The following is a 25,962-nucleotide window of genomic DNA, read 5'->3' on the forward strand; positions in this document are numbered from 1 at the left end:
ACCTGCCTAACCGGCGTTCCTGAGCCCCGCCGCCACCCCAAGGAGGGAAAGGAGAAGCGCCCGCCGTAAGCCCTCCTCCTCCCGACCCCCAGGGGCCCGGTAGCGGCGGAGGAGCTCCACCTGGACAAAGTTGATGGGGTCCACGTAGGGGTTCCGGAGGCTGATCTGCCGCTCCAACGTCCTTTGGTTGTGGAGAAGGGGAGCCGCAAAGATGGCCTGCAAAAGGGCCACGGTCCTTTGGTACTCCTCCGCCAGGTGCTGGAAGAAGCCCCATAGCCCCTCGGGCACCAGGCGCAGGTACAAGGCGGCGATCCCCAGGTCCGCCTTGGCCAAGGCCATGGCGGCGCTTTCCAAGGTGGCGGCGAAGAAGGGCCACTCCCGGTACATGGCCTGAAGGAGGGGAAGGGGTAGCGCTTCCAAGGCGGATAGCCCGTACCACCCCGGCAGAAGGAGGCGCACCTGGGTCCAGGCCATGACCCAAGGGATGGCCCGCAGGTCCCGGATATCCCGCACCCGGCCGTGGCGGTACACGGGGCGGCTGGCGATGGGAAGCTCGCCAATCTCCCGGATGGGGGTAAAGGCCTCAAAAAAGGCGAAGAAGCCTTCCCTCTGGAGGAGGGCCCGGTAGCGCTCCATGCTCCTTTGTGCCGCCTCTTTCAGGGCTTGGCGGAACTCGGGCTTGGGCTCCACCCCCTCTCCCAAGGCCGCCTGGGCGAAGTGAAAGAGGAGTTGCTCCAGGTGGCGCACCGCCAGGTCCGGGTGGGCGTAGCGGTCCGCCAGGGCCTCCCCCTGCTCCGTGAGGCGGAGGCGAGGCCCCACGCTCCTGGGGGGGAGGCTGGCGATGGCCCGGCCCGCCGGTCCCCCGCCCCGGGCGGTGGAGGTGCCCCGGCCGTGGAAGAAGAAGACGGGGATGCCCTCCGCCTCCCCCACGGCGTGGAGGGCCTCCTGCGCCTGGTACAGGGCCAGGTTGGCCATGAGGAAGCCCGCATCCTTGTTGGAATCGGAGTAGCCGATCATCACCTCCACCCCACCCCGCCCCTCCGCATGGGCGCGGAAGACAGGATTGCGCAGGAGGCGCCGCAAGACCTCGGGGGCCCGGTTTAGGTCCTCCAGGGTTTCAAAGAGGGGGACCACGTCGAAGGGGAGGGGCTTCCCCGGGCGGTAAAGCCCCACCTCCCGGGCCAGGAGGAAGACGGCGAGGAGGTCGGCGGGGTGGTGGGTCATGGACACCACATGGGCCCCCTTGTCCCCCCAGGCCCTAAGGGCCCCCAAGGCCACCCGCAAGGCCTCCCCTTCCGGCGCCGCCCCCACGGGCATGAGGGGGCGCGGGGTCTTGAGCTCTTGGGTGAGGAGGGCTTCTTGCTCCTCCGGGGCTAAGGACAAAAACTCGGCGTGAACCCCGCCCAGGCGCAAAAGCTCCGCCGCCGCCTGCAAAAGCTTCCCCGACTCCTCCCTTAGGTCCAAGGGGGCAAGCTCCAGGCCGAAGGCGGAAAGCCGCGCCTCCAGGGGCCTCAAGAAGACCTCCGCCACCTGGGCGAGGCCCACCCCTTCCAGGCCCTTTTCCGCCACCTTCAAGGCCCGGGAAAGCTCCTCGGTGGAAAGGGAGCCCCCCTCCAAGGCCCGGTAAAGGGCGGCGAAATAACGGCGGTAGGGCTCGCCCGGGAAGCGTTCTATGCCCTCCCCGCCTTCCCGCACCTCCTTAGAAACGGGAAGACGGGCCTCGGAAAGGGAGAGGTCCCGCACCAGGCCCTCGAGGGCCTCCAGAAACTTGCCCCGCGCCACCTCCCTTGCGTAGCGGCTGGCGAAGGCGGTGACCTCCGGGGTGACGAAGGGGTTCCCGTCCCGGTCGCCGCCGATCCAACTGCGGAAGCGCACTGGGCTCCGCAGGCGGGGGCGCTGGCCGTAGACCCGTTCCAAGGCGGCCTCGAGGCCCCCCACCACCTTGGGCACGGCCTCCCACAAGGTGGTGGGCAGGTAGTAGAGCCCCCCCTTGATCTCGTCCTCCACGCTGGGCCTCGCCTTCCGCACCTCCTCCGTGGCGTACAGCAAAGCGACCCGGGCCGCAAGGCGCTCCCGCTCTTCCCTCTCCAGCTCCTCCTGCAATCTTTCCAAGTGGTGCCGCAGGGTGCGGCGGCGGGTTTCCGTGGGATGGGCGGTGAAGGTGAGGACGAGCTCTAGGCGGTTCAGGTGCGCCTCCGCCTCCTCTAGGGAAAGCCCCCGGGCCTTCAGGGCCTGGGCCAAGGCCAGGAAGCCCTCGGGCCTGGGGTTCTCGGGGGTTTCCGCCTGGGCCCGCAGGCGGTTCACCCGCACCCGGTGCCGCTCCTCCGCCAGGTTCACCAGGTGGAAGTAGTGAGTAAAGGCCCGCACCAAGGCCTCCGCCTCCTCCACGGAAAGGCCCTCCACCCGCCGCAACAAGGCTTCCCCCGCTCCCGCCTCCCCTTGGCGCCGCCCCTTGGCCAAAAGGCGCACCTCCTCCACCAAGGCGAAAAACCGCTCCCCGGAAACCTTCCGGATGGCCTCTCCCAGTAGGCGGCCCAGGAGGTCCACCTCCGCCTTCAAAAGCTCAAAGGGATCGCTCACGGCTCCTCCCACACGTAAGGGCTGATGGAAACGGGCTTCCCGCCCTCCAAAACGAGCTCCGTGGCGTGTAGCCGCGCCTTGCCCTGGGCGGCGCGGAAGGGCTGGGGGCGGCCGGTGAGGAAGCGGGCCAGGAAGGTCTCTACCTCGCCGCCGATGATGGACTGGTAGGTACCGGTCATGCCCACGTCGGTCTGGTAAAGCGTCCCCTTGGGAAGCCGCATGGCGTCCAGGGTGGGCACGTGGGTATGGGTGCCCAAAACGGCGGCCACGCGCCCATCCAGGTAGTGGGCCAGGGCCATCTTCTCGCTGGTGGCCTCGGCGTGGACCTCCACCAGGACGTAGTCCGCCTTCTCTTGGGCCAAAAGGGCGTCCAAGGCGCGAAAGGGGTCGTCCAGGGGGTCCATGAAGACCCGGCCCATCACCTGGACGAAGAGGAGGCTTTCCCCGTTGGCGCTAAGCCGCCACCAGCCCCGCCCCGGGGTGCCCGGAGGGTAGTTGAGGGCCCGCACCACGGGTTCTTTCTCCAAAAGCTCGTACACCTCCTTGTGGTCCCAGGCGTGGTTGCCCAAGGTGACGAGGTCCACCCCAGCCTCCCGCAAAAGGCGGTAGGAACGCCGGTCCAAGCCTTTTCCCTTAGCGGCGTTTTCCCCGTTGGCGATGACCAGGTCGTAGCGATCCCGGATGTCCGGCAGGTGGAGGCTCACTACCCGTAGACCGGGCTCGGCCATCACGTCCCCGATGAATAAAAGCCGCATGGGGGCATTATATGGCCCCCATGCCCCTTCCCCACCACTCCCGATCCAGGGATTAAGCTGCGCTTCGCTTTTGCAGGAAGTAAACCACGCCGTACCCGATGCCCGCCAGGATGAGGAGGGGAATGGCGTAAAGGAGAAGGGTCCAGATAAGACCGGAAAGGGCGAGGAGAACCTTGCCCAAGAAGCTGAACACCCACCCCCCTACCCACAGGGCGAGAAGGACCCCCACCACCACCAAAAGGCCCAAAACCACCCACTCTAAAATGTCCCGAAGGCTCCGTTCCATGCCTTCAGCATACACTGGAAAGGTGGAACGCTACCGGTTGGAGGAGGGGGTGGTGGTGGGGCGGAAGGCCCTGCCCCAGGGGGATCTTCTCCTCCGCTTCGTCACGCCCAAGGGGAGCCTCGAGGCCGTGGCCAAGAAGGGCCTAAGGCCCACGGGCCGCTCCGGGAGGCTTTCCCTTTTCCACCACGTGCGCTTTCAGGTCTACGCCAAAAAGGAAGGCCTCCCCACCCTGACCCAGACGGAGCTTTTGGGCAAGCTCTTCGGCCTGGAAGAGCCCCGCCGCTACCTCTACGCCTCCTTTTTGGCGGAGCTCGCCTACCGCCTGGCCTCCCCCGAGGCCGCCGCCAAGATCTACCCCCTCTTCGTCTCCGGCCTCCGGGGCATCGCCAAGCACGAAAACCCCCTCCTCCCCCTGGTCTGGGCGGGGTGGCGGGTGGTGAAGGCGGGAGGGCTTGCCCCCAACCTCTTGGGCCCGGGGCTTCACCTCAAGGAGGGGCGGCTCGCCGCGGAGGGGGTGTACCTGGGGGAAAAGGGGGTGGAGGCCCTTCGCGCCATCCTCCACCTCCCAGGCGGGGAGGCATTGCCCTACCTGAAAGAAGCCCCCTTGGACCGCTTATTCCTTGCCCTCAAGCACCACGTGGAGGAGGCTTTGGGCCCTCTAAGGAGCGCAAGCCTCCTATAGGGGCTTGATCTCCAGGATCGTGTAGACCTGGGCGCCCTTCTTGCCCCGGATCTCCACCACGTCCCCCACCTTTTTGCCCAAAAGGGCCTGGCCCAGGGGGGACTCGTCGGAGATCTTGCCGCTGAAGATGTCCGCCTCGTGGCTCCCCACGATGGCCAAGGAAAGCCTTTCCCCCGCCTCGGTTTCCAACTCCACCTGGCAGCCTAGGGCCACCTCCTCGTAGGTGCCGTTCCCCTCCACCACCACCGCCCGGGCCAGGAGGTCCTCCAGCTGGGCGATGCGGGCCTCGTTCTGCCACATGGCCCGCCGCGCCTCGTCGTATCCGGCGTTTTCCCTGAGGTCGCCCTCCTCCAGGGCCTGCTCAAAGTCAGCAGAGATCTCCTGCCGCTTGGTGGTCTTCAGGTGGTGAAGTTCCTCCTGAAGGCGCCTGTAACCTTCGGGAGTGAGGTAAACCGGCTTCTTCATGCGCATCCCTCCGGGTAAAAAGGGGCACCAGCCCAAGGCCTTGGGCTGGCGGTACCGCTATTCAGTATAGCAGGCGGGAAGGAAAGCCTCCACGAGGGGAAGAAGGGCCTCCTCCGGCTTCCCCACGGGCAAAAGCCCCACCCCGCTTCCCGCAAGGAGGAGGGTGCCGGAAAGCTCCCCAGGGCGCAAGAAGGCCCGCTTGACCTCCAGGCCAAGCTCCTTGGCCTTCTTGGCCACCTCCTCCCGGGTGATGCCCTCGAGGCCCCCCTCCAGCAGGTACAGCGTGCCCTGGCGAAAGAGGAGGGGGCTGGTGCGGCTTCCGTCCACCACGTGCCCCCAGGCGTCCAGGAGGAGGCCCTCAAAGGCTCCCCGCGCCTCGGCCCACCCTTGGGCCAGGCGGTAGGGCAGGTAGTTGCCCGTCTTGTAGGGGGCGAGGTCCGGGTGGACGCGGTAGGGGGTGAGGACCGCTTTCACCCCTTCCCGGTAGGCCCTCAGGGGAGGAGGGGTGTAGGGCCTGGCCTCCGCCAGCCTTACCCCCTCCCCCACGGTGAGCCGCACCCGCAGGCAGGAAACGCCCGGGAAGTGGGCCAGAAGGGCTTGCAAGTCCTCCAGGAAAGCCCCGTCCCCCGGGTAGGGGAGGCCCAGGGCCTGGGCGTGGCGGCGGAGGCGGGAGAGGTGGGCCTCCAGCCAAAGGGGCGCGCCTCTTTCCACCCGCAAGGTGGTGAAGACGCTCGCCCCGTGGTAGAAGAAGGCCTCGAGCCAAGGGCCGGCCAAGGGTTCACCGTTGAGGAGCCTCATGCCACCTCCAAGAAGCGGGCCAAAAGCTCCATGCCCCAAGGGGAGAGGATGCTTTCGGGGTGGAACTGCACGCCAAAGGCCTTCCGCCCGTCCCAAAGGGCCATGGGCACGCCGTGTTCCGTCCAGGCCAGGAGGCGGAGGGAAGGGGGAAGGCGCCTTAGGGCCAAGGAGTGGTAGCGGGCGAAGGGCAAGGGGTTGGGGAAGCCCCTAAAGAGGGCCTCCCCCCCATGGTAGACGGCGTGGCCCTCCCCGTGGACCGGGGCCTCGCGGTAAAGCTCCGCCCCCAGGACCACCCCCAGGGCCTGGTGGCCCAGGCAGACCCCCAGCATAGGGATGCCCTCTGCCAGGGCCCTTTCCGTCCACTCCAGGATGCGGCCCGCCGTGTAGGGGTCCTTGGGCCCCGGGCCCACCACCAGGTGGGTGAAGCCGGAAAGGTCCGGGGCCTCCTCCTGGTCCACCACCGCCACCTCCGCCCCCAGGGCCCGGAGGTAGTCCACCAGGTTGTAGCTAAAGGAGTCCCGGTTCTCCAGGAAGAGCACCCGGGCGCGAAGCCGCCTCGAGGGGAGCGGGGGGCGCCAGGAGGCGTTGGCCTTGGGGGGAAGGGGCCTCGCCCCGGGCCTGCCCCGCTCCAGGGCCAGGAGGAGGCTTTGCGCCTTATGCAAGGTTTCCTCGTACTCCCGCTCGGGCAACGAGGCGATGACGATCCCCGCCCCGGCGGAGAAGAGCACCTCCTCCCCCACCTTCTGGAAGGAGCGGATCAGGATGTTGAAGTCCGCCCCCCGGCCCGAAACGTAGCCGAGGCTTCCCGTGTAGGCCCCCCGGGGCACGGGCTCCAGCTCCCGGATGGCGGCCATCACCGTGCCCTTGGGGGCCCCGGTGATGGTGCCCCCGGGGAAGAGGCTTCGGAAGACCTCCCCCAAGGGGGCGGGGGTGTACCCCTCCACCTCGGACACCAGGTGCATCACGTGGGCGTAGCGCTCCACGGTGAAAAGCTCCCGCACCCGCACCGTGCCGGGGAGGGCCACCCGGGCCAGATCGTTGCGCAGGAGGTCCACCAGCATGGCGTGCTCCGCCCGCTCCTTGGGGGAGGAGAGGAGATCCTCCTCCAGGGCCAGGTCCTCCGCCTCCGTCCTCCCCCTGGGCCGCGTGCCGGCGATGGGCCGGGCGAGGAGGCGGCCGCCCACCTTCTGGAAAAGCCGCTCCGGGCTTCCCGAAACCACCGCCCACCCTTCCCCTTCCAACAGGCCCATGAAGGGGGAAGGGTTGAGGCGCCGGAGGCGGGCGTAGAGGAGGAGGGGGTCCACGGGGCCCAGGAGGCGGAAGCGGTGGGAAAGGTTCACCTGGTAGACCACCCCGGCCCGGATCCGCTCCTTCACCTCCGCCACCCCCCGCAAAAAGGCCTCCCGGGGGAAGTCGGAAACCAAGGGGTATTGGGGCAAGGAAGGCGGGGTGTAGGGGAGGGGCCGCAGGGCGAAGGAAGGGCGCGCCACGAGCCTCCCCTCCAGGAGGGCGTAGCCCTCGGGGTAGTAGAAGAAGGCCGCCTCGGGGAGGCCGGGAAGGGGGGGATGGGCGGGAAGGCCCAGGTGGCGGGCAAACTCGTAGGCGAAAAAGCCGATCCAGGCGGGGAAAAAGCCCTTGCCCAAGCCCTTCTCCAGGTAGCGGAAAAGGTCCAGGGCCTCCCCCACCCGCCTCCCGTCCAGGTAAAGCCGGCCCTCCAGGACCTCGAGGCGGTGCCTCGGCCCCACCCCCAGGAGGGAAAGCCGGGAAAAGGGGGTGCGGGGCCCCAAGGACTCCAACAGGGCGGGCCTCAGGCCCAGGGCCCGGGCGGCGTGGTAAAGCCCCAGCACGGCCCCGAGTATACCCAGGCAAGAGGGTCAAGCCCCGTTTCGCCCGGTGGGTCTAGCCCCGCACCCGCCTCAGGGGAAGCCCCTCCGCCTTGGCCCAGGCCTCGAGGGCAGGGGCAGGCCGTTGGGCGAAGAAGGCGAGGAGCTTGATGTAGGCGGGGTTCTCCGGGGAAGCGGGGCTGAAGGCGGCCCCCAGGAGCTCGGGAAGCCCCGCCCGCTGGCAAAACCGGGCCCAAAGGTGGGGCTCCAGGGCGGCCAGGGCCACCTCCCCTTCCTTCGCGGGGTAGACCCCGTAGCAGAGGACGGAGCCGTCCAAAAAGGGGATGGGCGGGTAGGCCATGGCCCGCACCGCCTGGGAGAGGGCCACCTCATAGACCCCGCCCCCGAGGAGGAGGCCCTTCAAGGCGGCCAGGGCCAGGGCGTAGGCCCCGGCCAGGTCGGCGAACTGGAAGGCCCGCCAGGGAAAGCGGCCCAAAAGACCCGCCTCCGCCAGGTAGGTGAGGTCGTGCCCGGGGTCATCCCCTTCCGGGTAGCCCCGGAGCCGGGCGTAGACCAGGCGGGGGTTGCGCTCCAGAAGCACTTCCGGCCCCAGGCCCAGCCGCTCCATGACCCCGGGGCGGTTGGCCTCGAGGAGGATGGCCGCCTCCGCCACAAGCCCCAGCAGGGCCTCCCGCCCCTCCTCCGTCTTCAGGTCCAGGACCCACACCGCCTTCCCCGCATTCAGGAAGCGGTAGGCCTCCGGGGCCAGGGCCTCTAAGGGGTCCCCCGTGGGGGGCTCCACCTTGAGCACGGGAAGGCCCAGCTCCATAAGGAGCTTCCCCGCCAAGGGCCCCGGCAGGAGGCGGCTGAGGTCCAGGACCCTACCGGGGGGCCATGCGCAGGGCGCCATCCAGCCGGATCACCTCCCCGTTCAGCATGGGGTTTTCCAGGATGTGCAGGACCAAGAGGGCGTACTCCTCCGGGCGGCCCAGGCGTTTGGGGAAGGGAACCTGTTCCGCCAAGGAGGCCCGGGCCTTCTCGGGTAGCCCCGCAAGAAGGGGGGTATCGAAGAGGCCCGGGGCGATGGCCACCACCCTTATGCCCCACTCGGCCAGCTCCCGGGCGGCGGGGAGGGTGAGGGCCACCACGCCCCCCTTGCTGGCGGCGTAGGCCGCCTGGCCGATCTGCCCCTCGTAAGCCGCCACGCTGGCGGTGTTCACGATGACGCCCCGCTGCCCTTCCCCATCGGGCGCGTTCTCCCGCAGGGCCGAGGCCGCCAGGCGGAGGACGTTAAAGGTGCCCACCAGGTTCACCTCCACCACCTTGCGAAAGCTCTCCAGGTCGTGGGGTCCTTCCCGGCCCAGGATCCTCTTGGCCAGGCCGATGCCCGCGGCGTTCACCACGGCGAAGAGGAGCCCTTCTTCCTGCGCTAGGGCCAGGGCTCGGGCCACGTCCGCCTCCGACCGCACGTCCCCTTCCACGTAGCGAAGCCCGTCCTCCCCCCGCCTCAGGTCCAAGACCACCACCCGGTAGCCCCTGGCCTCCAGGGCCAAGGCGGCAGCCCGCCCGAGCCCCGAGGCCCCGCCCGTTACCAAAGCGCTCCTTTTCATACCCCTCCTATAACCTTTGGATCACCGTGGCCGTGGCCTGGCCATGGCCGATGCACATCACCTGCAGGCCGAACTCCCCGTCCCGCCTTTCCAGCTCGTGGAGGAGCTTGGTCATGAGGATGACCCCCGTGGCCCCCAAGGGGTGGCCCAGGGCGATGGCCCCCCCGTTCGGGTTCACCCGCTCGGGGTCGGGGCGGAACTCCCTGAGAAAGGCCAGGACCACGCTGGCGAAGGCCTCGTTCACCTCGATCACGTCCAGGTCGCTTAGGGCAAGCCCAGCCCGCGCCAAGGCCTTCCGCGTGGCGGGGAGGATCTCCAGAAGCTGCAAGGTGGGGTCCCCCGCCACCACCACCCGGGCCAGGAAGCGGGCCCGGGGCCTAAGGCCCAAGGCCAGGGCCTTCTCCCTTTCGCCCAGGAGCAAGGCCGCCGCCCCGTCCGAAATCTGGCTGCTGTTCCCGGCGGTGATGAGGCCGTCTTCCCGGAAGGCGGGCTTGAGGGCGGCGAGCCGTTCCAGGCTGGTGTCGGGGCGGACGCCCTCGTCGCGGGTCAAAAGGAAGGGCCTTCCCTCCGCATCCAGGCCGGTGAGGGGAAGCATCTCCCGGGCGAAGCGGCCCTCCTCCGTGGCCCGTTGCGCCCGGCGGTGGGAAAGGAGGCTCCACTCGTCCAGGTCCTTACGGGAAAAGCCAAAAAGCCGGGCGATGCGCTCGGCGCTTTCCCCTTGGTGCACCAGCTCGTACTTGTCGAAGAGGGCAGGGTTTAGGGTGTGAAACCCGCCCCCGATGTCCGAGAACATGGGGGCCCGGGTCATGCTCTCCACCCCCCCGGCGATGGCGAAGTCCAGGTCCCCGGCAACGATGGCCTGGGCGGCGAAGTGCACCGCCTGCTGGCTCGAGCCGCACATGCGGTTTAGCGTTACCGCCGGCACCTCCTTGGGCAGGCGGGAAAGGAGGACGGCAAGCCGCCCCACATTCGCCCCCTGCTCCCCCGCCTGGGTCACGCACCCCGTCACCACGTCCTCCACCCAGGCAGGGTCCAGTCCGCTTCGCGCCAGGAGGGCGTTCAGGACCTCGGCGTAGAGGGCATCGGGCCGCCACGCCCTAAGGGCCCCGTTCCTTTTGCCGATGGGGGTACGCACCGCCTCGAGGATCACCGCCTCCCTCATACGGGCCTCCGTAGGTGTTCCCGAAAAACAACACCCCCCGGAAGGGGAAAATTCGCTCGCCTAGCCAGAACACCTTGACACCGTAGTTTACCTGGCGCTTTCTCTGAATACAAGAATGAACCGCCTTTTACCCCGCCCAAATCTGGACTTTTTAGACCAAAACCAGAGAGGGCTTCTCGTTCCACCCACCCCTTGACGCCACCGGCCTCGCACACTACACTAACCCTTGCGCGCCGGGGAGTAGCGCAGCCTGGTAGCGCACACGCTTGGGGTGCGTGTGGTCGTCGGTTCAAATCCGGCCTCCCCGACCAAAAAGGCCCCGCCTAAAGGCGGGGCCCTAACTTATTCCAGAGCTTTCCGCAAGGCGCTTAGGTTTTCCGACACGGGCCGCCCGTTGAAGAGGGCGCTTCCCGCCACCGCCACGTCGGCGCCCGCCTCGTGGACCTCCTTCACCGTATCCCGGTTCACCCCTCCATCCACCACCAGGAGGCAGGCAGAATTGACCCGGTCCCGCATGGCCCGAAGCCGCCGAAGCCGTTCCGTAGCGGTGGGGATGTACCTTTGCCCCCCGAACCCCGGGTTCACGCTCATGAGGAGGGCCAGGTCCAGTTCGGGCAGAAGGGGTTCAAAGGCCTCGAGGGGAGTCCCGGGGTTGACGGCAAGCCCCACCTTTTTCCCCAACTCCTTCACCCGCTGCACCGCCCGGTGGGGGTGATAGGTGGCCTCGAAGTGGACGGTGATGTGGTCCGCCCCCGCTTGGGCGAAGTCCTCGAGGTAGCGCTCCGGGTTCACGATCATGAGGTGGACGTCCAAGGGCAAGGTGGTGACCCGACGCACCGCCTCCACCAAGATGGGACCAAAGGTGAGGTTGGGGACAAAGACCCCGTCCATCACGTCCAGGTGGATCCAGTCCACCCCCGCCCTTTCCGCCTCCTGGATCTCCTCCTTAAGCCTGGCCAGGTCCGCCGTGAGGATGGAAGCCGCAAAGCGCACAAGGAGACTATACCCCTAACGGTGGACCAAGCGATACGACGCTGCCAGGACCAAGATCATAAGGGAAAGGAGAAAGAGCTCCGCCAACACGGCTTGGAAGCCAGGATGGTCCAGGGCAAAGGGGAATTTCTGAAGCCCCTCTGCGGTGACCACTAAGATGCGACGTACCCCCGCGATGATGCCGATGATGAGAAAGGGCTCCACCTGGAGTTGCCCCTCCTTAGCAAAGCGCACCAGGGTATAGAGGATCTCCGCCATCATAAGGGCGAGAAGCACACGATCCAACAAGAAAACGGCGAGCTTGTGCCCCTCGTGCCTAAAGAGCATGCCTACCCCCTCCACCACGGAACCCATCAGAAGGTACGCCGCTCCCAAGGTCACCAAGAGCCCGGCAAAGAGATAAATGACCCCCTCCGCCCGGGGAAAAAAACGCAGGAACCCCTCCATAGGAAAGAAGGTAAGTGACCCCTCCCCTACCCGTTAAGGGGTAAAAGGCCTTTGCCTACACCAATGCCAAAAGCGCCTCCGCCACCCTTTCCGGGGTGAAGCCCAGCCGCTCGTAGACCTCGGGGTAAGGGGCGCTGGCCCCGAAGCGGTCCAGTCCCACCACCTTGTGGGCGTAGCGCTCCCAGCCCAAGGAGGCTCCCGCCTCCACCGCCACCACGGGCAGGCCCGGGGGCAGGACCCCTTTGCGGTAGTCCTCGGGTTGGGCCTCGAAAAGCTCAAAACAGGGCAGGCTCACCACCCGCACCCCAACGCCCCGCTCCTCGAGAAGCTCCTTGGCCTTCAGGGCCAAGTGGACCTCGCTCCCCGTGGCCACGATGACCCCTTGAGGGTTCTCGGCGTCCTCCAGAACGTACCCACCCCGGAGAAGCCCCTTGGCCTTCTCCGGGGAAAGGAGGGGCACCGCCTGCCGGGTGAAGACCAAGGCGGTGGGGCCATCCTTGCGCCGCAAGGCTACCTGCCAGGCGTAGAAGGTTTCGTGGGCGTCAGCGGGCCGGATCACCCAAAGCCCCGGCATGGCCCGGAGGCTCATAAGGTGCTCTATGGGCTGGTGGGTGGGCCCGTCCTCCCCCAGGGCGATGGAGTCGTGGGTGTAGACGAAAATCGTGGGCGTTCCCATCAAGGCGGCCAGGCGCACGGCGGGGCGCATGTAATCGGAAAAGACCAGGAAGGTCCCCCCGTAGGCCCGGTAGCCCCCATGGAGGTTGAGCCCGTTCAGGATGGCTCCCATGCCGTGCTCCCGCACCCCGAAGTGCAGGTAGCGGCCCGTGGGAGTGTCCGCCGAGAAGTCCTCCATGCCTGCGGCCTTGGTGTTGTTCGAAGGGGTGAGGTCGGCGCTACCCCCCACCAGCTCCGGCACCCGGGAAGCGAGGAGGTCCAGCACCTTGCCGCTCGCCGCCCGGGTGGCCACGGGCTTGTCAAAGGCGGGCGGTTCCTCCGGCAAAGGGGGAAGCTCCCCCTGAAGACGGCGGCGAAGCTCTTGGTATAGCTCCGGGAAGTCCTTGGCGTAAGCCTCTAAGGCCTGTTCCCACGCCTCCTGCCAGGCCCTGCCCTGGGCGCGCATGTCCATGTGGCGGTAGACCTCCTCGGGGACCACGAAGGGGGGGTAGGGCCAGCCGAGGTTTTTGCGGGTGGCCTCCACCGCCTCCGGGCCCAGGGGTTCCCCGTGGGCCTTGTGGGAGTCCTGCTTGGGCGAGCCGTAGCCGATGTGGCTCCGCACGGCGATGAGGGTGGGACGCTCGTCCAGCTGGGCCAGCTTGAGGGCATGGCGGAGGGCATCCAGGTCGTTGGCGTCCTCCACCCTTAGGGTCTGCCAGCCGTAGGCGCGGTAGCGCAAGAGAACGTCCTCGCTGAAGGCCAAGTCCGTGGGGCCGTCAATGGATATGCGGTTATCGTCCCAGAAAACAATGAGCTTGGATAGTTTCCAGTGTCCTGCCAAGGCGCTCGCCTCGGAGGAAACCCCCTCCATGAGGTCCCCGTCCGAGGCCAGGACGTAGGTGTAGTGGTCCACCACAAGGTGGCCAGGGCGGTTAAACTCGGCGGCGAGCTTCTTTTCCGCCAAGGCTAGGCCCACCGCCGTGGAAATCCCCTGGCCCAAGGGGCCCGTGGTCACCTCCACCCCCGGGGTGTGGCCGTACTCGGGGTGGCCCGGGGTCTTGGAGCCCCACTGGCGGAAGCGCCTGAGCTCCTCCAGGGAAAGGTCATACCCCGTGAGGTGAAGGGTGGCGTAAAGGAGCATGGAACCGTGCCCGGCGGAGAGGACAAAACGGTCCCGGTTGGGCCAGGTGGGGTCTAGGGGGTTGTGCCGCATCACCTCCCGGTAGAGGAGGTAGGCCAAGGGCGCCATGGCCATGGGCATGCCGGGATGGCCGCTTTTGGCCTTTTCCACGGCGTCCATGGCCAGGAAGCGGATGGCGTTCACCGAAAGGGCCACGAGGTCCTGGGTCTGGGTCATGGTTCCCTCCAGGGTAGGCTTCCCCACGCCAAAGCGCAAGGAAGCCCGGGGCGTTGGAGCATAAAGGAGCGCTTATGGAACGCCCCACATCCCCGCGAAAAACTATACCTGGCAAGGGGCGGTTGCCTTCCCCCTTGGGGGGTGCTAAAATCCCAAGGGCGTGGGCGCCCGTAGCTCAGCAGGATAGAGCGGGGGCTTCCTAAGCCCTAGGTCGGGGGTTCGAATCCCTCCGGGCGCACCAAGCGCAGGACACAAAACTTCCGCCCTCGGAAAGGAGGGCGGAAATCTTTTTACCCCTTCCTCCTACGCCCAGTGGTTCAAGGGGCCGTGGCCCTGGCCCAAGGGAGGCGCCGTCTTAAGGGCGCGGGTGAGGTAGGCCTTGGCCTCCGCCACCGCCTCCTCTAGGGGCCTGCCCCGGGCCAGGAGGGCAGCGATGGCGGCGGAAAGGGTGCAGCCCGTGCCGTGGGTGTTCCGGGTGGCCACCCGGGGTGCGGCGTAGGCCCGCACCCCCCCCCGGGTAGCCAGGAGGTCCACCGCTTCCTCCCCCTCCAGGTGCCCCCCTTTGAGGAGGACCGCCCTGGGCCCCAAGGCCAAGAGGGCTTTGGCGGCCTCCTTCGCCTCCGCTAGGGTGGGGATGGGCTCGCCCAAGAGGGCCTCGGCCTCGAGGCGGTTCGGGGTGATGAGGTCCGCCAGGGGGAAAAGCCGTTCCTTCAGGGCCGCCACAGCCTCCTGGGCGAGAAGGGGGTCCCCCCCCTTGGCCACCATCACCGGGTCCACCACCAAGGGCCTCAGGCCAAAGCGGACCACCGCCTCCGCCACCGCCAGCACGATCTCCCCGCTCCCCAAGGCCCCGGTCTTGGCGGCGTGGACGGGGAGGTCCTCGGCCACGCTTTGGATCTGGGCGTAGACCAACTCCGGGGGGAGAAGGTGCACCCGCCGCACCCCCAGGGTGTTCTGGGCCGTGACCAGGGTGAGGGCACTCGCCCCGTAGACCCCGAAGCGGAAAAAGGTCTTGAGGTCCGCCTGCACCCCCGCCCCGCCTCCCGAGTCCGAGCCGGCGATGGTAAGGGCTACCCTCATCCTTCCTCCAAGGGCCTGCCCCGGGTTTCCACCCCCACGCCGAAGGCGAAAAGCCCCGCCAGGAGGAGAAGCCCCCCGTGGAGGGCCAGCACGCCCCCCGGCCCCAAGGCGGGAAGCAGGACCCCGGTGGCGTAGGGCGCCAGAATCCCCCCCACCCGGCCCACGGCGGCGGCCAGCCCCGCCCCGCTTCCCCGCAAGGCGGTGGGGAAAAGCTCCGGGGTATAGGCGTAAATGGCCCCCCAAGCCCCCAGGTTGAAGAAGGAGAGGAGGCTTCCGAAAAGAAGCACCTCCGCGGGAGAGGAGGACCGGGAGAGAAGGTAAGCGGCGAGGGCGGAGAAGGCCAAAAAGGCCACCAGGACCGGCCTGCGCCCCAGGCGCTCCACCAAGAAGGCAGCAGCCAAGTACCCCGGCACCTGGGCCAGGGTGATGAGGAGGACATATTCCAGGGAGCGCACCAGGGTGTACCCCTGGGCCACGAGAAGGGAAGGAAGCCAGATAAAGGCCCCGTAGTAGCCGGCGTTCAGGGCAAACCAAGCGAGGGAGAGGAAAAGGGTGCGGCGCAAGAGGGGTGGGCGGAAAAGGGCAGCGTAGGGGTATGCCCTGGGGGAGGGGACGGGGGAAGGCGGGGGCAAAGGATGGGAAAAGGCCTTTTCCCAGGCAACCACCAAGGCCTCCGCCTCCTTCAGACGCCCCTGGGCCACGAGCCAGCGGGGCGACTCGGGCAGGGAAAGCCGCAGGTAGGCGGCGTAGAGGGCGGGAAGGGCCCCCACGAGGAAGGCCGCCCGCCAACCCAGGCCCGGGACCAGGAGGTAGCCCGCCAAGGCGGCAAGGAGCCACCCCACCGCCCAAAAGGCCTCCAGGAGGACCACCATGCGACCCCGGTGGGCCCTGGGGCTAAACTCCCCCATGAGGCTCGCCGCCACGGGCAGCTCAGCCCCAAGCCCCAGCCCCGTGAGGAAGCGGAAGAAGTAGACCCACCCAAGGCCCGGGGCCAAGGCGGTAAGAAGGCTTCCCAAGCCCGCCAGGAAGAGGCTATACCCCACCACCGCCTTCCGCCCCAAGCGGTCGGCAAGCCTCCCCCCCGCGGCCGCCCCCAAGAGCATGCCCAAAAGCCCGGCACTTCCCAAAAGCCCCGCCTGGACCGGGCTTAGGCCAAACTCCCGCGACAAGGCGGGCAGGGTGAAGCTAATGAGGCCCACGTCCATGGCGTCCAAGGCCCAGCCCAGGCCCAGCAGGAAGAGCAAGCGGTAGTGGGGCCTGCCCAAGGGCAGGCGTTCCAAGCGGGAAAGCACGTCCATGGCTTTAGGCTACCGGAAGCTCCAGCCGCCCCTTGCCCCTCAGCACCGCCTCCACCAGGTTCATGGGGCAGAAGGGCCCGCACATGCTACAGGCCTTGGTGCGGCTTCCCCGCTCCTCCTTGAGCCGCCGGGCCTCCTCGGGGAAGAGGCACAGGGCGAACTGGGCCTCCCAGTCCAGGCGGTAGCGGGCCTCGGACATCCTCCGGTTGCGCTCCAGGGCCCTCGGGTTCCCCCGGGCCACGTCCGCGGCGTGGGCGGCGATCTTGAAGGCGATCACCCCCTCCTTCACGTGCTCCACCGTGGGCAGGCCCAGGTGCTCCGCCGGGGTCAGGTAGCAGAGCATGTCCGCCCCCATCCAGCCCGCCAAAGCCCCCCCGATGGCCCCGGCGAGGTGGTCGAAGCCGGCAGCGGTGTCCACGGGGAGCATGCCCAGGATGTAGAAGGGGGCATGCCCCGTGAGCTTCTTCTGGATTTGCACGTTGGTGGCCACCTCGTTCAAGGGGATGTGCCCGGGGCCCTCCACCATGGCCTGGACCCCGGCCCGCCGCGCCCGTTCCACCAGCTCCCCGATGGTCAAAAGCTCGGCGATCTGGGCCCGGTCGGTGCTGTCCGCCAGGGAGCCGGGCCTCAGGCCATCCCCCAGGGAGAGGGTCATATCGTAGGTGCGGGCGAGGTCCAAGAGGTCGTCGAAGCGGGCGTAGAGGGGGTTTTCCTCCCCCCGGTGGAGCATCCAGGCCGCCATGAGCCCCCCGCCCCGGCTCACGATGCCCGTAGTGCGGGGGCTATTCCGGTAGATCTCCAGGTTCTTCAGGGTCACCCCCACGTGCACGGTGATGTAGTCCACCCCCTCCTTCCCGTGCGCCTCGATGACCTCAAAGAGCTCGTCTGCGGACATATCGAAGAAGTTCTTGCGCTTGGCGGCGCGGAACTCCGCCTCGTAAATGGGCACGGTGCCCAAGGGGACGGTGGCCACCACGAGGATCCGCCGCCTTATCGCCTCGAGGTCCCCCCCGGTGGAGAGGTCCATGAGGGTGTCCGCCCCGTAGCGGATGGCCACCTTGGCCTTCTCCACCTCCTCCTCCACGTCCACGTAATCGAAGGAGGTGCCGAGGTTGGCGTTCACCTTTACGGAAAGCCCCTCCCCGATGCCCTTGAAGTCCTCCAGGGTGGCGTGGTTCTTGTTGCGGGGGATGACGATCCGGCCCGAGGCCACCCCTTCCCGCACGAACTCGGGGGAAACCCCCTCCTGCTCCGCCACGTAGGCCATCTCCTCGGTGATGATCCCCTTCCTCGCCGCTTCCAGTTGCGTCATCCTTCCACCCCCATGAGGGCAAGAAGCCTCCTTGCCGTCCAAGGGGCGAGGAGCACGCCGTTTCGGCCGTGCCCCACCGCCGCGTACACGCCTTCTCCCGCCTCGCCCACAAAGACCTCCCCCATGGGCCGATAGCCCCAAACCGCTCCCCTCAACCGAGCCTCGGCCAGGAGGGGAAAGCGCTCGTGGGCGTAGTCGGCAAGCCATCTAAGCCCGAAAAGATCCACCCCCGCTCCCCAGCCCTCCCTCGCCGTGGCCCCCACGTAGACCCCCCCTTCTCGGGGGAGAAGGTACCCCTCCCCGGCGAAGAGGGGGCCGGGGGGAGGAGGGCCCTGGAGGAGGAGGGCCTCCCCCCTAAGGGGCCGCACCCCTAGGCCGAAGCGGGCGGCCCAGGCCCCCACGGCGAGGACCACGTACCGGGCCTGCACCGCGCCCCCTGGGAAGGCCACCCTCCCCTCCCCCACCGCCTCCACCTCCACGGGCCAGAGGGGGACACCCCTTCGGGCCAGGAGGGCGAGGAGGGCCTCCCGCAGCGCCGCGGCGTGGACATAGCCCCCGGGAAAACGCCTGGCCCCGAGCCCCCCCCGCACCGGGTAGGGCGGGGCCTCCTCCGCCTGCCAAGCCGCCTTTTCCCCCTCCCCCAGGGCCACCACAAAGGTGCCGGAAAAACCCGCCTCTACGGAGAAACCCTCCTCCCGAAGCTCCGCCAAAAGCTCGGGGTAGTAGTGGAGGGCGTAGAGGCCCGCCTGCAAAAGCTCCCCGCTCAGCCCCTCGGGGTAGGGGGCGAGCATCCCGGCGCTTGCCCGGGTGGCGGCCCCCTCTTTGCCCGCGTCCAGGAGGACCACCTGAAGCCCCCGCTTGGCCAGCTCATAGGCCGTGAGGGCCCCGATGATCCCCGCCCCCACCACGGCCACCTCGGCCTTCACCCTGGCCTCCCCAAGGGCACCCCCTCCGTGGGGCTCGAGGGGCTCGCCGCCTCCCTGGGCCGCATGGGCCCCGCCAAATAGGCCTTCCTTCCCGCCTCCACCGCAAGCCTAAAGGCCTCGGCCATGGCCACGGGGTCTTCCGCCTCGGCGATGGCCGTGTTCACCAAGACCGCATCCAGGCCCAGCTCCATCACCTCTGCCGCGTGGGAGGGAAGGCCAAGCCCTGCATCCACCACCACCGGGGGGAGGCTTGGGCGCTCCCGGGCGAAGAGCTCCAGAAGGGCCCGGGTCTTCACCCCCCAACCCGAGCCGATGGGGGCGGCCAAGGGCATCACCGTGGCCGTACCCAAGGCGGCAAGCCGCTTGGCCAAGACCAGGTCGGGGCCCATGTAGGGCAGGACCAAAAAGCCCTCCTCCAGAAGCCTCTCCGCCGCCTTTAGCGTTTCTATGGGGTCGGGGAGGAGGTAGGTGGGGTCGGGGATGACCTCCAGCTTGACCCAGCGCTCCCCGGTGAGGAGGCGGCCTAGCCGGGCCAGGCGCATCGCTTCCTCGGCCGTCCTCGCCCCAGCGGTGTTGGGGAGAAGCCGCACCCCCTCCAGGGCCTCCAAAAGCCCCACGTGCCCCGGAGCCTTGAGCTCCACCCGCCTTACGGAAACCGTCACCACCTCCGCCCCCGCCGCCCTTATGGCCTCCCGCATCACCCCGAAGTCCTTGAACTTGCCCGAGCCCAGGATGAGGCGGCTTTTGAGCTCTACCTCGCCCACCTTCCAGGTATCCATCTAGCCCCCCTGCATCAGGGCCACCACCTCCACCACGTCGCCCTCCTTCAGGAGCCGCTCCGGCACCTCGGCCCCAGGGAAGGCCTCCTCGTTGAGGAGGACGGCAACCCTTTCCAGCTCCACGCCCAAGGCCTGGAGGACCTCCCTCAAGGTTTTCCCCTCCAGAGGCTTAGGCTCGCCGTTAAGCCACACCATAAAGCCGCTCCCGGAAAGCCTTGGCCGCGCCCTCGGGGTCCTGGGCGTCCAGGATGGCCCGCACCACCACGATGCGCCTCGCCCCCGCCTCGAGGACCCGGTCCAGGTTGGTGAGGTCAATCCCGCCGATGGCGAACCAGGGCCTCTCTCCTAGGTTCTCCGCTGCCCAGCGCACGTAGCCAAGCCCCGCCGCTTTCCGCCCCGGCTTGGTGGGCGTTTCCCACACCGGCCCCACGGAGAGGTAATCGGCCCCCTCCTCCAGGGCCCTTAGGGCCTGCTCCGGGGCGTGGGTGGAGCGGCCTATGAACCCCTGAAAGAAGCGCCGCGCCTCCATTGGGGTCAAGTCCCCCTGCCCCAGGTGCACCCCGTCCGCCCCCAGGAGGGCGGCCAGGTCCGGGCGGTCGTTGAGGAAGAAGGGGACCCCATAGCGCCTGGCCAAGGCCAGCATCCGCTCGCCCAGCTCCAGGATGGGCCTCGCCTCCCAGTCCTTGGCCCGAAGCTGCAAGACCTCCACCCCTCCCCCAAGGGCCCGCTCGGTGCGGTCCAGGGTCATCTCCATGGACCACCCTGGCCTTGGGGTCACCACCAGGTAAAGCCTTCCGCGCAACCGCTCACCCCCTTAGGCCAGCGGAAAGGCCCACGCGGCCCAAGGGAGGTTGGGTTTTGGGGGATTTAGGGTCTTCCGCATAGGCTTCCCTCCGCCGGCATTACCCGGATCAGGTTCCAAGGGTTGCTGGGAAAAACCCAGCTCTCAGCCCCTCCATTGGGGCACCCCTAGCCTGCCCTTCGACTATACCACGCCCCCCAACCCGAAAAGGGGGAAAGGCTACACTAGAAGAAACCCATGCGCCCCTACCTCGCCCTCGCCCTCCTCCTTTGGGGCCTCCACCTGGGCGTGGTGGCCGTGGCCGCCCTGGGGCTTACCCCACTCCTCCTTTGCGCCGCCGCCTTTTTGGCAGGAGCCTGCCTCGGGCTTGGCCTAAGCCGCCTGGCCCAGCACCTGCCCCTACCCCGCCTCCTCCTCCTGGCCCTCCTCCTAAACCCCTCCGCCTGGGTGGCCTTCTACCTTCTCCGGCCCGAATATGATCCCATGCACCTGGGCCTGGCCGTGGCCGTGGCGGCCTTTTTGCTCCTTCTCGCCGGGGCGTTTCTCCTCCTCCTCGCCGCCCTCCTCCCCCCTTGGCTCGCCCCCTGGCCCTTGGCCTTCTTTGGCCTCCTTTTGGCGCCCCTCTTCCAGCTCCTCGGGGACACCCTGGGCCAAGCCCTCCCCATCCCGGCCCGGTGGGGGGCCCTAGCCTTGGGCGTAGCCCTAAGCGGCCTCGGCCTCCGCCTAGCGGGAACCCCCGCAGGGACCCCTCCTCTTGCGTCCCCCTAACCCCCGTCCGTTCCCCCTCGGAGGGCTAGGGCTCGGTTCCCTATACCCTTGACTTTTACAGACTCAATGGTATATCTTCCTGGGTAACCCCCGAGGCCGGGGGAGGGAGGCAAGATGGCAGGGGTAAGGGAGATCCAGCAGGACGAAGCGGTGGAGGCGGAGATCCGCTACCTCGAGGCCATGATCGCCCGCCTCGAGGCGGGGGAGGAAGACCCCGAGGACTTCCGGGTCTTTCGGCTCAAGAACGGCATCTATGGGATCCGGGGACGCCCCGAGCACCACATGATCCGCATCAAACTCCCCGTGGGCCGCATCACCCCGGAGGGCCTAAGGGTCCTGGCGGAGGTGGCCGAGCGCTACACGGAAAATCGCCTGGCCCACGTGACCACCCGCCAGGCGGTGCAGCTCCACCACGTGCACCGCCGGGACGTGCCCAAGGTGCTCCGGGCGGTGAACGCGGTGGGCCTCACCACCCGGGAGGCCTGCGGCCACTCCATCCGGGCCATCACCTGCTGCCCCTACGCCGGGGTTTCCCCGGAGGAGCCCTTCGACGTCACCCCGTATGCGGAACGGGCCTACCGCTACTTCCTCCGCCACCCCGTGGGGCAGAACCTGCCCCGGAAGTTCAAGGTGGCCTTTGAGGGGTGCGCCACGGACCACGCCCGCACCCCCATCCACGACATCGGGGTGGTGGCGGCGGTGGAAGGGGGAAAGCGGGGCTTCCGCATCTACGTGGGCGGGGGCCTGGGAGCGGCCCCCATGAGCGCCGAGCTTCTGGAGCCCTTCACGCCCGAGGAGGAGCTCCTCCCCACCATGCTGGCCATCCTCCGCCTCTTTGACCGCTACGGGAACCGCAAGGTCCTGACCCAGGCCCGGCTCAAGTTCCTGGTGAAGAAGTGGGGCATCGCCGCCTTCCGGGAAGCGGTGCGGGAGGAAAGGCGGGCGGTGAAGCTCACGGCGAGCGGGAAGGACCTCGAGGCCTGGACCCCTCCCGAGGACGCCCCACCCCCCCGCCTCCCCACCCCCCCCAAAAAGCCCTTCTCCTTCGCCCCGGGCTTCGACGCCTGGCGGCGCACGAACCTCTTCCGGCAAAAGCAGGAGGGCTTCTACACCGTCACCGTGCGCCTCCCCTTGGGGGACATCACCCCGGAGGGCCTCCGGGCCCTGGCGGAGATCGCGGAAACCTATGCCGGGGAGATTAGGAGCGCCATCAGCCAGAACCTCCTCCTCCGCTTCGTCCCGGAGGAGGCTCTCGGGGGGCTTTACGAGGCCCTTCTCCAGGCGGGCCTTGCCCACGCCGAGGCCCACACCCTCCTGGACATCACCCGCTGCCCCGGGGCCGACACCTGCAACCTGGCCATCACCCGCTCTCGAGGCCTGGCCCAAGCCCTAGGGGAAAGGCTGGAGGCCTTGCCCCTGGCCCGGGACCCGGGGGTGAAAGCCATCAGCATCAAGATCTCCGGCTGCCCCAACTCCTGCGGCCAGCACCACATCGCCGACCTCGGTTTTTACGGCTCCAGCCGCAAGGTGGACGACCGCGAGGTGCCCCACTACGTCCTCCTCCTGGGCGGGCGCACCCGGGAGGGAGAAGCCCGCTTCGGCCAGGTGGTGGGCCGCATCCCCGCCCGCCGGGTTCCCGAGGCGGTGGAGCGGATCCTAAATCGCTACGAGGCGGAGCGGCAAAACGGGGAAAGCTTCCAGGCCTACCTGGACCGCGTGGGGGCGGCCTCCTTTAAGGCCCTCCTCCAGGACCTCCAGGAGGTCCCGCCCTACGCAGAGGCCCCGGAGTTCTACCAGGACCTGGGGGCGGAAGGGGAGGCCTTTAGCGTGCTGCTTGGGCGCGGGGAGTGCGCCGTCTAGGGGGTGGCCATGCGTATCGCCTACGCCGGCCTAAGGCGGCGCGAGGAGTTCAAAGCCTTGGCGGAAAAGCTGGGCTTCACTCCCCTCCTCCTCCCCGCCCAGAGCACGGAAAAGGTACCCGTGCCCGAGTACCAGGACCACCTCCGGGAACTGGCGCAAGGGGTGGACCTCTTCCTCGCCACCACCGGGGTGGGGGTGCGGGACCTCCTGGAGGGAGGTAGGGCCCTGGGCCTGGGCCTCGAGGCCGCCCTAGCCCAAGCCCACCGCCTGGCCCGGGGCGCCAAGGCGGCCCGGGTCCTGCGGGAGGAGGGGTTGCCCCCTCAGGCCACGGGGGACGGCACGAGCCCAAGCCTCATCCCCCTCCTCCCCCCGGGCCCCGGCAAGGCGGCGCTCCAGCTTTACGGCAAGCCCCTCCCCCTCTTGGAAGGGGCCTTGGTGCAACGGGGGTACAGGGTTCTCCCCCTCATGCCCTACCGCCATCTGCCCAACCCCCAGGGCATCCGGGCCCTGGAGGCGGCGATCCAAGAGGGAGCCGTGGAGGCGGTGGCCTTCGTGGCTGCCCTTCAGGTGGAGTTCCTCTTCGAAGGGGCAGCGGACCCCGAGGCGCTAAGGGAAACCCTCAACGCCCGGGTAAAGGCGGTGGCCGTGGGCCGCGTCACCGCGGACGCCCTAAGGGAGTGGGGGGTGAAGCCCTTCTATGTGGACGAAACCGAGCGCTTGGGCAGCATGCTCCAGGGCTTCAAGAAGGCCCTTTTCCAGGAGGCGGTATGACCTATTTCCCCTTGATGCTAGACCTCAGGGACCGCCCCGTCCTCCTCCTGGCGGGAGGGCCCGAAACCGGGGCCAAGCTCCAGGCCCTCCTCCAGGCCGGGGCCCGGGTCACGGTCCTGGCGGAGGAGGACGATTGGGGCCTCTCGACCCTGGAACGGGAAGGGAGGATCCGCTGGCTCCGGCGGGGCTACCGGGAAGGGGACCTACAGGGCTACTTCCTGGTGGTAAGCCACCCCAAGGACAAGGCCATCCATCCCCGGGTCAAGGCGGAGGCGGAGCGGCGGCAGGTTTTCCTCGTGGCCGTGGACGATCCGGAAAACGCCAGCGCCATCCTCCCCGCCGTCCTCCGCCGCGGGGAGCTCCTCGTGGCCCTTTCCACCTCAGGGGCCGCACCCGCTTTGGCCGTGCGCCTCAAGGAACGGCTGGCCCAACTGTTTCCCGAGGCCTATGGGGAGCTTGTGGCCTTCCTCCGCACCCTCCGGCCCAAAATCGCCCAAATCCCGAGCTTTGAGGAACGGAAACAGCTCTGGTACCGCATCGTGGACCAGGCCCTGGAAGCGTTGGACCTAGACCCTAAGGAAGGTTTAACTCAGGCCATAGCCCAGGCCGAGAAGGCCCTAGCCGAGGAGGTGACGGCATGGACAAGGTGAAGGCGGCCCAGACCCTGGTGAAGGAAGCCCTGACCCAAAGCAATAGCCCCTGCTTCACCTGCAGCTTCCAGGCGGAGGACGTGGTGGTGCTCCACCTTCTCCTGGAGGCCAAGCCCGATATCCCTGTCCTTTTCCTAGACACCGGTTACCACTTCCCCGAGGTCTACGCCTACCGGGACGAGCTGCAAAGGCGGTTGGGCTTCAGCCTGGTAAACCTCACCCCCGCCCTCTCCCGGGCGGCGCAGGAAGCCCGCTACGGGCGGCTTTACGAAACCGATCCCCACCGCTGCTGCCAGATCCGCAAGGTGGAGCCCCTGTTCCAGGCCCTGGAAGGGTACGATACCTGGTTCACCGGGCTTAGGCGGGAGCAGTCCCCCACCCGGGCCCACCTCCAGCCCCTGGAGGAAGCCCTCCTCCCCTCAGGACACCGATTGAGGAAGGTGAGCCCCCTCTACGACTGGACGCTCAAGGAGGTCTTCGCCTACCTGGCGGTCCAGGACCTCCCCTACCTGCCCCTTTACGACCAGGGCTACCTCTCCATCGGCTGCGCCCCCTGCACCGCAAAGCCCTTGGACCCCACGGACCCCCGCTCGGGGCGCTGGGCGGGCAAGGGGAAGCTGGAGTGCGGCATCCACCTCCACGGGAAGGAGGGGTAGCATGGCCTTTCTCCTAGGCTTCCTCATCGCCTTCGCCATCGGGGTCACGGGGGTGGGCGCGGGAACCGTCACCGCCCCCCTCCTCATCCTGGCCCTGGGGCTTCCCCCGGAGGCGGCGGTGGGCACGGCGCTCCTCTTTGGCTTCCTGGTCAAGGTTCCGGCGGGGGCGGTCTACCTTGCCCGCCGCCAGGTGGCCCCCAAGGCGCTCGGGCGCCTCCTCCTGGGGGGCGTGCCGGGGGTGCTCCTGGGGAGCCTCCTCCTCACGGGGCTCAAGGGGGCCAAGGACCTCGTCCTCCTCTTGGTGGGCTTCACCGTGGTGGTCTCCGCGGCCCTAGGGATCTGGCGGAGCCTCCGCAGGCATGTCCTGGGGCAGGAAAGGCCCGGGCTCCTTCCCCCCGCCGCCTTTGGGATTGGCCTCGAGGTGGGCTTCTCCTCCGCCGGGGCGGGGGCCTTGGGAACCCTTCTCCTTCTCTACGCCACCCGGCTTTCCCCCCAGCAGGTGGTGGGCACGGACCTCCTCTTCGGCTTGGTCCTCGCCCTCTTAGGGAGCGGGGTGCACCTCCTCTTCGGCCAGGTGGACCTTGGCCTCCTCCTGGCCCTGGCCGCCGGGGGCGTCCTGGGCGCCACCTTGGGGGCCCTCTCCGCCACCCGCTTGCCCAAGGAGCCCCTGAGGCTTGCCCTCCTCCTCTGGCTCCTCTTCATCGGGGGGCAACTCATCTACCAGGGGGTGGTCCATGGCTAAGGTCTACCTGGTGGGGGCAGGCCCGGGCGACCCCGAGCTCCTCACCCTGAAGGCCTACCGCCTCCTGCAAAAGGCTCCCGTGGTCCTCCACGACCGCCTGGTGGATGGGCGCATCCTGGACCTCATCCCGGGGAAGAAGGTCTACGTGGGCAAGGAGGAGGGAGAAAGCGGAAAGCAGGAGGCCATCCACCGCCTCCTCCTCGCCTACGCCCGCCGCTACCCCTTCGTGGTGCGGCTCAAGGGCGGGGACCCCATGGTCTTTGGCCGGGGCGGGGAGGAGGCGCTTTTCCTCCTCAAGCACGGCATCCCCGTGGAGGTGGTGCCAGGGGTGAGCAGCGTGCTCAGCGCGGGCCTCCCCCTCACCCACCGGGGCCTAGCCCACGGCTTCGCTGCGGTTTCAGCGGTTCTTGAGGGGGGCGGCTACCCCGACCTCACCCCCTTCGCCCAAGCCCCCACCCTGGTGGTGCTCATGGGGGTGAGGCGGCGGGTCTGGATCGCCCAAGAACTCCTCCGCCTGGGCCGAGACCCTTTGGAGCCCACCCTCTTCGTGGAGCAGGCCACCACGCCCAAGGAACGCCGCATCCCGGCCCGGCTTGGGGAGGTGGCCCAGGGGAAGGTGTCGGTGAAGGCCCCGGCCCTTTGGATTTTGGGCGAGGCGGTGCGGGTCCTCGAGGCCCCCGAACCCCTCGCGCTAAGGAGGTAGCCC

Annotated in this window: 27 protein-coding genes, 2 tRNA genes and 1 riboswitch; of the genes, 10 read left to right on the forward strand and 19 right to left on the reverse strand. The window is 68.4% G+C overall.

Annotated features, from left to right (window positions below; translation table 11 throughout):
* Positions 1–6 precede the first annotated feature (6 nt).
* From ABXG85_RS07460 to ABXG85_RS07470, 3 genes are read right to left on the reverse strand one after another with little or no spacing between them, the layout of a single operon-like run.
* Positions 7–2,580, reverse strand: a complete 2,574-nt coding sequence (locus ABXG85_RS07460) for a phosphoenolpyruvate carboxylase (protein WP_353513088.1) — start codon at positions 2,578–2,580, stop codon at positions 7–9.
* Positions 2,577–3,335: a TIGR00282 family metallophosphoesterase gene (locus tag ABXG85_RS07465; RefSeq protein WP_353513089.1), complete on the reverse strand. Its 759-nt coding sequence runs from the start codon at positions 3,333–3,335 to the stop codon at positions 2,577–2,579. Before ABXG85_RS07465 ends, ABXG85_RS07460 begins: the two co-directional genes overlap by 4 nt.
* 52 nt (positions 3,336–3,387) lie before the next feature.
* Complete coding sequence (locus tag ABXG85_RS07470) at positions 3,388–3,621, reverse strand: hypothetical protein (protein WP_353513090.1); 234 nt, start codon at positions 3,619–3,621, stop codon at positions 3,388–3,390.
* Between the two features lie 22 nt (positions 3,622–3,643).
* Between ABXG85_RS07470 and recO the strand changes: the two genes are divergently transcribed.
* Positions 3,644–4,303: a DNA repair protein RecO gene (gene recO, locus ABXG85_RS07475; RefSeq protein WP_353513091.1), complete on the forward strand. Its 660-nt coding sequence runs from the start codon at positions 3,644–3,646 to the stop codon at positions 4,301–4,303.
* Here recO and greA read toward each other — a convergent pair.
* From greA to ABXG85_RS07505, 6 genes are read right to left on the reverse strand one after another with little or no spacing between them, the layout of a single operon-like run.
* Positions 4,298–4,768 carry a transcription elongation factor GreA gene (gene greA, locus ABXG85_RS07480; RefSeq protein WP_353513092.1) on the reverse strand — a complete coding sequence of 157 codons (471 nt, stop codon included), beginning with the start codon at positions 4,766–4,768 and terminating at the stop codon, positions 4,298–4,300. The genes recO and greA overlap by 6 nt on opposite strands.
* Positions 4,769–4,825: 57 nt before the next feature.
* Entirely contained in the window at positions 4,826–5,566 is a 741-nt protein-coding gene (locus tag ABXG85_RS07485; RefSeq protein WP_353513093.1) for an aminotransferase class IV, read from the reverse strand.
* Positions 5,563–7,413 carry a chorismate-binding protein gene (locus tag ABXG85_RS07490; protein ID WP_353513094.1) on the reverse strand — a complete coding sequence of 617 codons (1,851 nt, stop codon included), beginning with the start codon at positions 7,411–7,413 and terminating at the stop codon, positions 5,563–5,565. The genes ABXG85_RS07485 and ABXG85_RS07490 overlap by 4 nt, the downstream gene beginning before the upstream one ends.
* 52 nt (positions 7,414–7,465) lie before the next feature.
* Entirely contained in the window at positions 7,466–8,299 is an 834-nt protein-coding gene (locus ABXG85_RS07495; RefSeq protein WP_353513095.1) for a CoA transferase, read from the reverse strand.
* The gene (locus ABXG85_RS07500; protein ID WP_353513096.1) at positions 8,271–8,999 is read right to left on the reverse strand and encodes an SDR family NAD(P)-dependent oxidoreductase; all 729 of its coding nucleotides are present in this window, start codon (positions 8,997–8,999) and stop codon (positions 8,271–8,273) included. Before ABXG85_RS07500 ends, ABXG85_RS07495 begins: the two co-directional genes overlap by 29 nt.
* A gap of 7 nt (positions 9,000–9,006) precedes the next feature.
* Positions 9,007–10,161 carry a thiolase family protein gene (locus ABXG85_RS07505; protein ID WP_353513097.1) on the reverse strand — a complete coding sequence of 385 codons (1,155 nt, stop codon included), beginning with the start codon at positions 10,159–10,161 and terminating at the stop codon, positions 9,007–9,009.
* 234 nt (positions 10,162–10,395) lie between these two features.
* Between ABXG85_RS07505 and ABXG85_RS07510 the strand changes: the two genes are divergently transcribed.
* Positions 10,396–10,472, forward strand: a tRNA-Pro gene (locus tag ABXG85_RS07510).
* A gap of 31 nt (positions 10,473–10,503) precedes the next feature.
* On the opposite strand, the gene rpe is transcribed toward ABXG85_RS07510, so the two are convergent.
* The 3 genes from rpe to tkt are packed head-to-tail and all read right to left on the reverse strand — an operon-like array spanning position 10,504 to position 13,612.
* Positions 10,504–11,154, reverse strand: coding sequence for a ribulose-phosphate 3-epimerase (rpe, locus tag ABXG85_RS07515; RefSeq protein WP_353513098.1), 651 nt, complete (start codon positions 11,152–11,154; stop codon positions 10,504–10,506).
* A gap of 15 nt (positions 11,155–11,169) precedes the next feature.
* Complete coding sequence (locus ABXG85_RS07520) at positions 11,170–11,601, reverse strand: phosphate-starvation-inducible PsiE family protein (RefSeq protein WP_353513099.1); 432 nt, start codon at positions 11,599–11,601, stop codon at positions 11,170–11,172.
* Positions 11,602–11,656: 55 nt separating this feature from the next.
* The gene (tkt, locus tag ABXG85_RS07525) at positions 11,657–13,612 is read right to left on the reverse strand and encodes a transketolase (protein ID WP_353513100.1); all 1,956 of its coding nucleotides are present in this window, start codon (positions 13,610–13,612) and stop codon (positions 11,657–11,659) included.
* Positions 13,613–13,776: 164 nt separating this feature from the next.
* Here tkt and ABXG85_RS07530 point away from each other — a divergent pair.
* Positions 13,777–13,853 (forward strand) — tRNA-Arg (locus ABXG85_RS07530).
* A gap of 62 nt (positions 13,854–13,915) precedes the next feature.
* Here the strand turns inward: ABXG85_RS07530 and thiD are convergent.
* From thiD to thiE, 7 genes are read right to left on the reverse strand one after another with little or no spacing between them, the layout of a single operon-like run.
* Positions 13,916–14,692: a bifunctional hydroxymethylpyrimidine kinase/phosphomethylpyrimidine kinase gene (gene thiD / locus ABXG85_RS07535; protein WP_353513101.1), complete on the reverse strand. Its 777-nt coding sequence runs from the start codon at positions 14,690–14,692 to the stop codon at positions 13,916–13,918.
* Positions 14,689–15,990, reverse strand: coding sequence for an MFS transporter (locus ABXG85_RS07540; RefSeq protein ID WP_353513102.1), 1,302 nt, complete (start codon positions 15,988–15,990; stop codon positions 14,689–14,691). Before ABXG85_RS07540 ends, thiD begins: the two co-directional genes overlap by 4 nt.
* A 4-nt stretch (positions 15,991–15,994) precedes the next feature.
* Positions 15,995–17,302 carry a phosphomethylpyrimidine synthase ThiC gene (gene thiC / locus ABXG85_RS07545; protein WP_353513103.1) on the reverse strand — a complete coding sequence of 436 codons (1,308 nt, stop codon included), beginning with the start codon at positions 17,300–17,302 and terminating at the stop codon, positions 15,995–15,997.
* A complete protein-coding gene (locus tag ABXG85_RS07550; RefSeq protein ID WP_353513104.1) occupies positions 17,299–18,228 on the reverse strand; it encodes an NAD(P)/FAD-dependent oxidoreductase in 930 nt (309 codons plus the stop codon). Before ABXG85_RS07550 ends, thiC begins: the two co-directional genes overlap by 4 nt.
* Entirely contained in the window at positions 18,225–19,007 is a 783-nt protein-coding gene (locus ABXG85_RS07555) for a thiazole synthase (protein ID WP_353513105.1), read from the reverse strand. Before ABXG85_RS07555 ends, ABXG85_RS07550 begins: the two co-directional genes overlap by 4 nt.
* The gene (thiS, locus tag ABXG85_RS07560; protein WP_353513106.1) at positions 19,008–19,202 is read right to left on the reverse strand and encodes a sulfur carrier protein ThiS; all 195 of its coding nucleotides are present in this window, start codon (positions 19,200–19,202) and stop codon (positions 19,008–19,010) included. It lies immediately after the preceding gene.
* Complete coding sequence (gene thiE / locus ABXG85_RS07565; RefSeq protein ID WP_353513107.1) at positions 19,189–19,809, reverse strand: thiamine phosphate synthase; 621 nt, start codon at positions 19,807–19,809, stop codon at positions 19,189–19,191. Before thiE ends, thiS begins: the two co-directional genes overlap by 14 nt.
* Before the next feature lie 69 nt (positions 19,810–19,878).
* Positions 19,879–19,988: riboswitch (TPP riboswitch) on the reverse strand.
* Positions 19,989–20,046: 58 nt separating this feature from the next.
* On the opposite strand from thiE, the gene ABXG85_RS07570 reads away from it, so the two are divergent.
* The 7 genes from ABXG85_RS07570 to cobA all read left to right on the forward strand — a co-directional run bounded on the left by ABXG85_RS07570 (position 20,047) and on the right by cobA (position 25,959).
* On the forward strand, positions 20,047–20,577 hold the full coding sequence (locus ABXG85_RS07570; RefSeq protein ID WP_353513108.1) for a hypothetical protein: 531 nt from the start codon (positions 20,047–20,049) through the stop codon (positions 20,575–20,577).
* 114 nt (positions 20,578–20,691) lie between these two features.
* Complete coding sequence (locus ABXG85_RS07575) at positions 20,692–22,437, forward strand: nitrite/sulfite reductase (RefSeq protein ID WP_353513109.1); 1,746 nt, start codon at positions 20,692–20,694, stop codon at positions 22,435–22,437.
* A gap of 9 nt (positions 22,438–22,446) precedes the next feature.
* Positions 22,447–23,208 carry a uroporphyrinogen-III synthase gene (locus ABXG85_RS07580; RefSeq protein WP_353513110.1) on the forward strand — a complete coding sequence of 254 codons (762 nt, stop codon included), beginning with the start codon at positions 22,447–22,449 and terminating at the stop codon, positions 23,206–23,208.
* Positions 23,205–23,858, forward strand: coding sequence for a precorrin-2 dehydrogenase/sirohydrochlorin ferrochelatase family protein (locus tag ABXG85_RS07585; protein ID WP_353513111.1), 654 nt, complete (start codon positions 23,205–23,207; stop codon positions 23,856–23,858). Before ABXG85_RS07580 ends, ABXG85_RS07585 begins: the two co-directional genes overlap by 4 nt.
* The gene (locus tag ABXG85_RS07590) at positions 23,846–24,514 is read left to right on the forward strand and encodes a phosphoadenylyl-sulfate reductase (RefSeq protein WP_353513112.1); all 669 of its coding nucleotides are present in this window, start codon (positions 23,846–23,848) and stop codon (positions 24,512–24,514) included. The genes ABXG85_RS07585 and ABXG85_RS07590 overlap by 13 nt, the downstream gene beginning before the upstream one ends.
* Position 24,515: 1 nt before the next feature.
* Positions 24,516–25,256 (forward strand): sulfite exporter TauE/SafE family protein, encoded by a 741-nt coding sequence (locus tag ABXG85_RS07595; protein ID WP_353513113.1) that lies wholly within the window; start codon positions 24,516–24,518, stop codon positions 25,254–25,256.
* The gene (gene cobA, locus ABXG85_RS07600) at positions 25,249–25,959 is read left to right on the forward strand and encodes a uroporphyrinogen-III C-methyltransferase (protein WP_353513114.1); all 711 of its coding nucleotides are present in this window, start codon (positions 25,249–25,251) and stop codon (positions 25,957–25,959) included. The genes ABXG85_RS07595 and cobA overlap by 8 nt, the downstream gene beginning before the upstream one ends.
* Positions 25,960–25,962 lie beyond the last annotated feature (3 nt).

Source organism: Thermus sp. LT1-2-5 (assembly GCF_040363165.1).
Classification (GTDB): domain Bacteria; phylum Deinococcota; class Deinococci; order Deinococcales; family Thermaceae; genus Thermus.

Coding starts and splice junctions, on each gene's coding strand:
- ABXG85_RS07465 (WP_353513089.1), bottom strand. CDS start 3,335: ATGCGGCTTTTATTCATCGGGGACGTGATGGCCGAGCCCGGTCTACGG.
- ABXG85_RS07470 (WP_353513090.1), bottom strand. CDS start 3,621: ATGGAACGGAGCCTTCGGGACATTTTAGAGTGGGTGGTTTTGGGCCTT.
- greA (WP_353513092.1), bottom strand. CDS start 4,768: ATGAAGAAGCCGGTTTACCTCACTCCCGAAGGTTACAGGCGCCTTCAG.
- ABXG85_RS07485 (WP_353513093.1), bottom strand. CDS start 5,566: ATGAGGCTCCTCAACGGTGAACCCTTGGCCGGCCCTTGGCTCGAGGCC.
- ABXG85_RS07495 (WP_353513095.1), bottom strand. CDS start 8,299: ATGGCGCCCTGCGCATGGCCCCCCGGTAGGGTCCTGGACCTCAGCCGC.
- ABXG85_RS07500 (WP_353513096.1), bottom strand. CDS start 8,999: ATGAAAAGGAGCGCTTTGGTAACGGGCGGGGCCTCGGGGCTCGGGCGG.
- ABXG85_RS07505 (WP_353513097.1), bottom strand. CDS start 10,161: ATGAGGGAGGCGGTGATCCTCGAGGCGGTGCGTACCCCCATCGGCAAA.
- ABXG85_RS07520 (WP_353513099.1), bottom strand. CDS start 11,601: ATGGAGGGGTTCCTGCGTTTTTTTCCCCGGGCGGAGGGGGTCATTTAT.
- tkt (WP_353513100.1), bottom strand. CDS start 13,612: ATGACCCAGACCCAGGACCTCGTGGCCCTTTCGGTGAACGCCATCCGC.
- thiD (WP_353513101.1), bottom strand. CDS start 14,692: ATGAGGGTAGCCCTTACCATCGCCGGCTCGGACTCGGGAGGCGGGGCG.
- ABXG85_RS07540 (WP_353513102.1), bottom strand. CDS start 15,990: ATGGACGTGCTTTCCCGCTTGGAACGCCTGCCCTTGGGCAGGCCCCAC.
- thiC (WP_353513103.1), bottom strand. CDS start 17,302: ATGACGCAACTGGAAGCGGCGAGGAAGGGGATCATCACCGAGGAGATG.
- ABXG85_RS07555 (WP_353513105.1), bottom strand. CDS start 19,007: ATGGATACCTGGAAGGTGGGCGAGGTAGAGCTCAAAAGCCGCCTCATC.
- thiS (WP_353513106.1), bottom strand. CDS start 19,202: ATGGTGTGGCTTAACGGCGAGCCTAAGCCTCTGGAGGGGAAAACCTTG.
- ABXG85_RS07570 (WP_353513108.1), top strand. CDS start 20,047: ATGCGCCCCTACCTCGCCCTCGCCCTCCTCCTTTGGGGCCTCCACCTG.
- ABXG85_RS07575 (WP_353513109.1), top strand. CDS start 20,692: ATGGCAGGGGTAAGGGAGATCCAGCAGGACGAAGCGGTGGAGGCGGAG.
- ABXG85_RS07580 (WP_353513110.1), top strand. CDS start 22,447: ATGCGTATCGCCTACGCCGGCCTAAGGCGGCGCGAGGAGTTCAAAGCC.
- ABXG85_RS07585 (WP_353513111.1), top strand. CDS start 23,205: ATGACCTATTTCCCCTTGATGCTAGACCTCAGGGACCGCCCCGTCCTC.
- ABXG85_RS07590 (WP_353513112.1), top strand. CDS start 23,846: ATGGACAAGGTGAAGGCGGCCCAGACCCTGGTGAAGGAAGCCCTGACC.
- ABXG85_RS07595 (WP_353513113.1), top strand. CDS start 24,516: ATGGCCTTTCTCCTAGGCTTCCTCATCGCCTTCGCCATCGGGGTCACG.
- cobA (WP_353513114.1), top strand. CDS start 25,249: ATGGCTAAGGTCTACCTGGTGGGGGCAGGCCCGGGCGACCCCGAGCTC.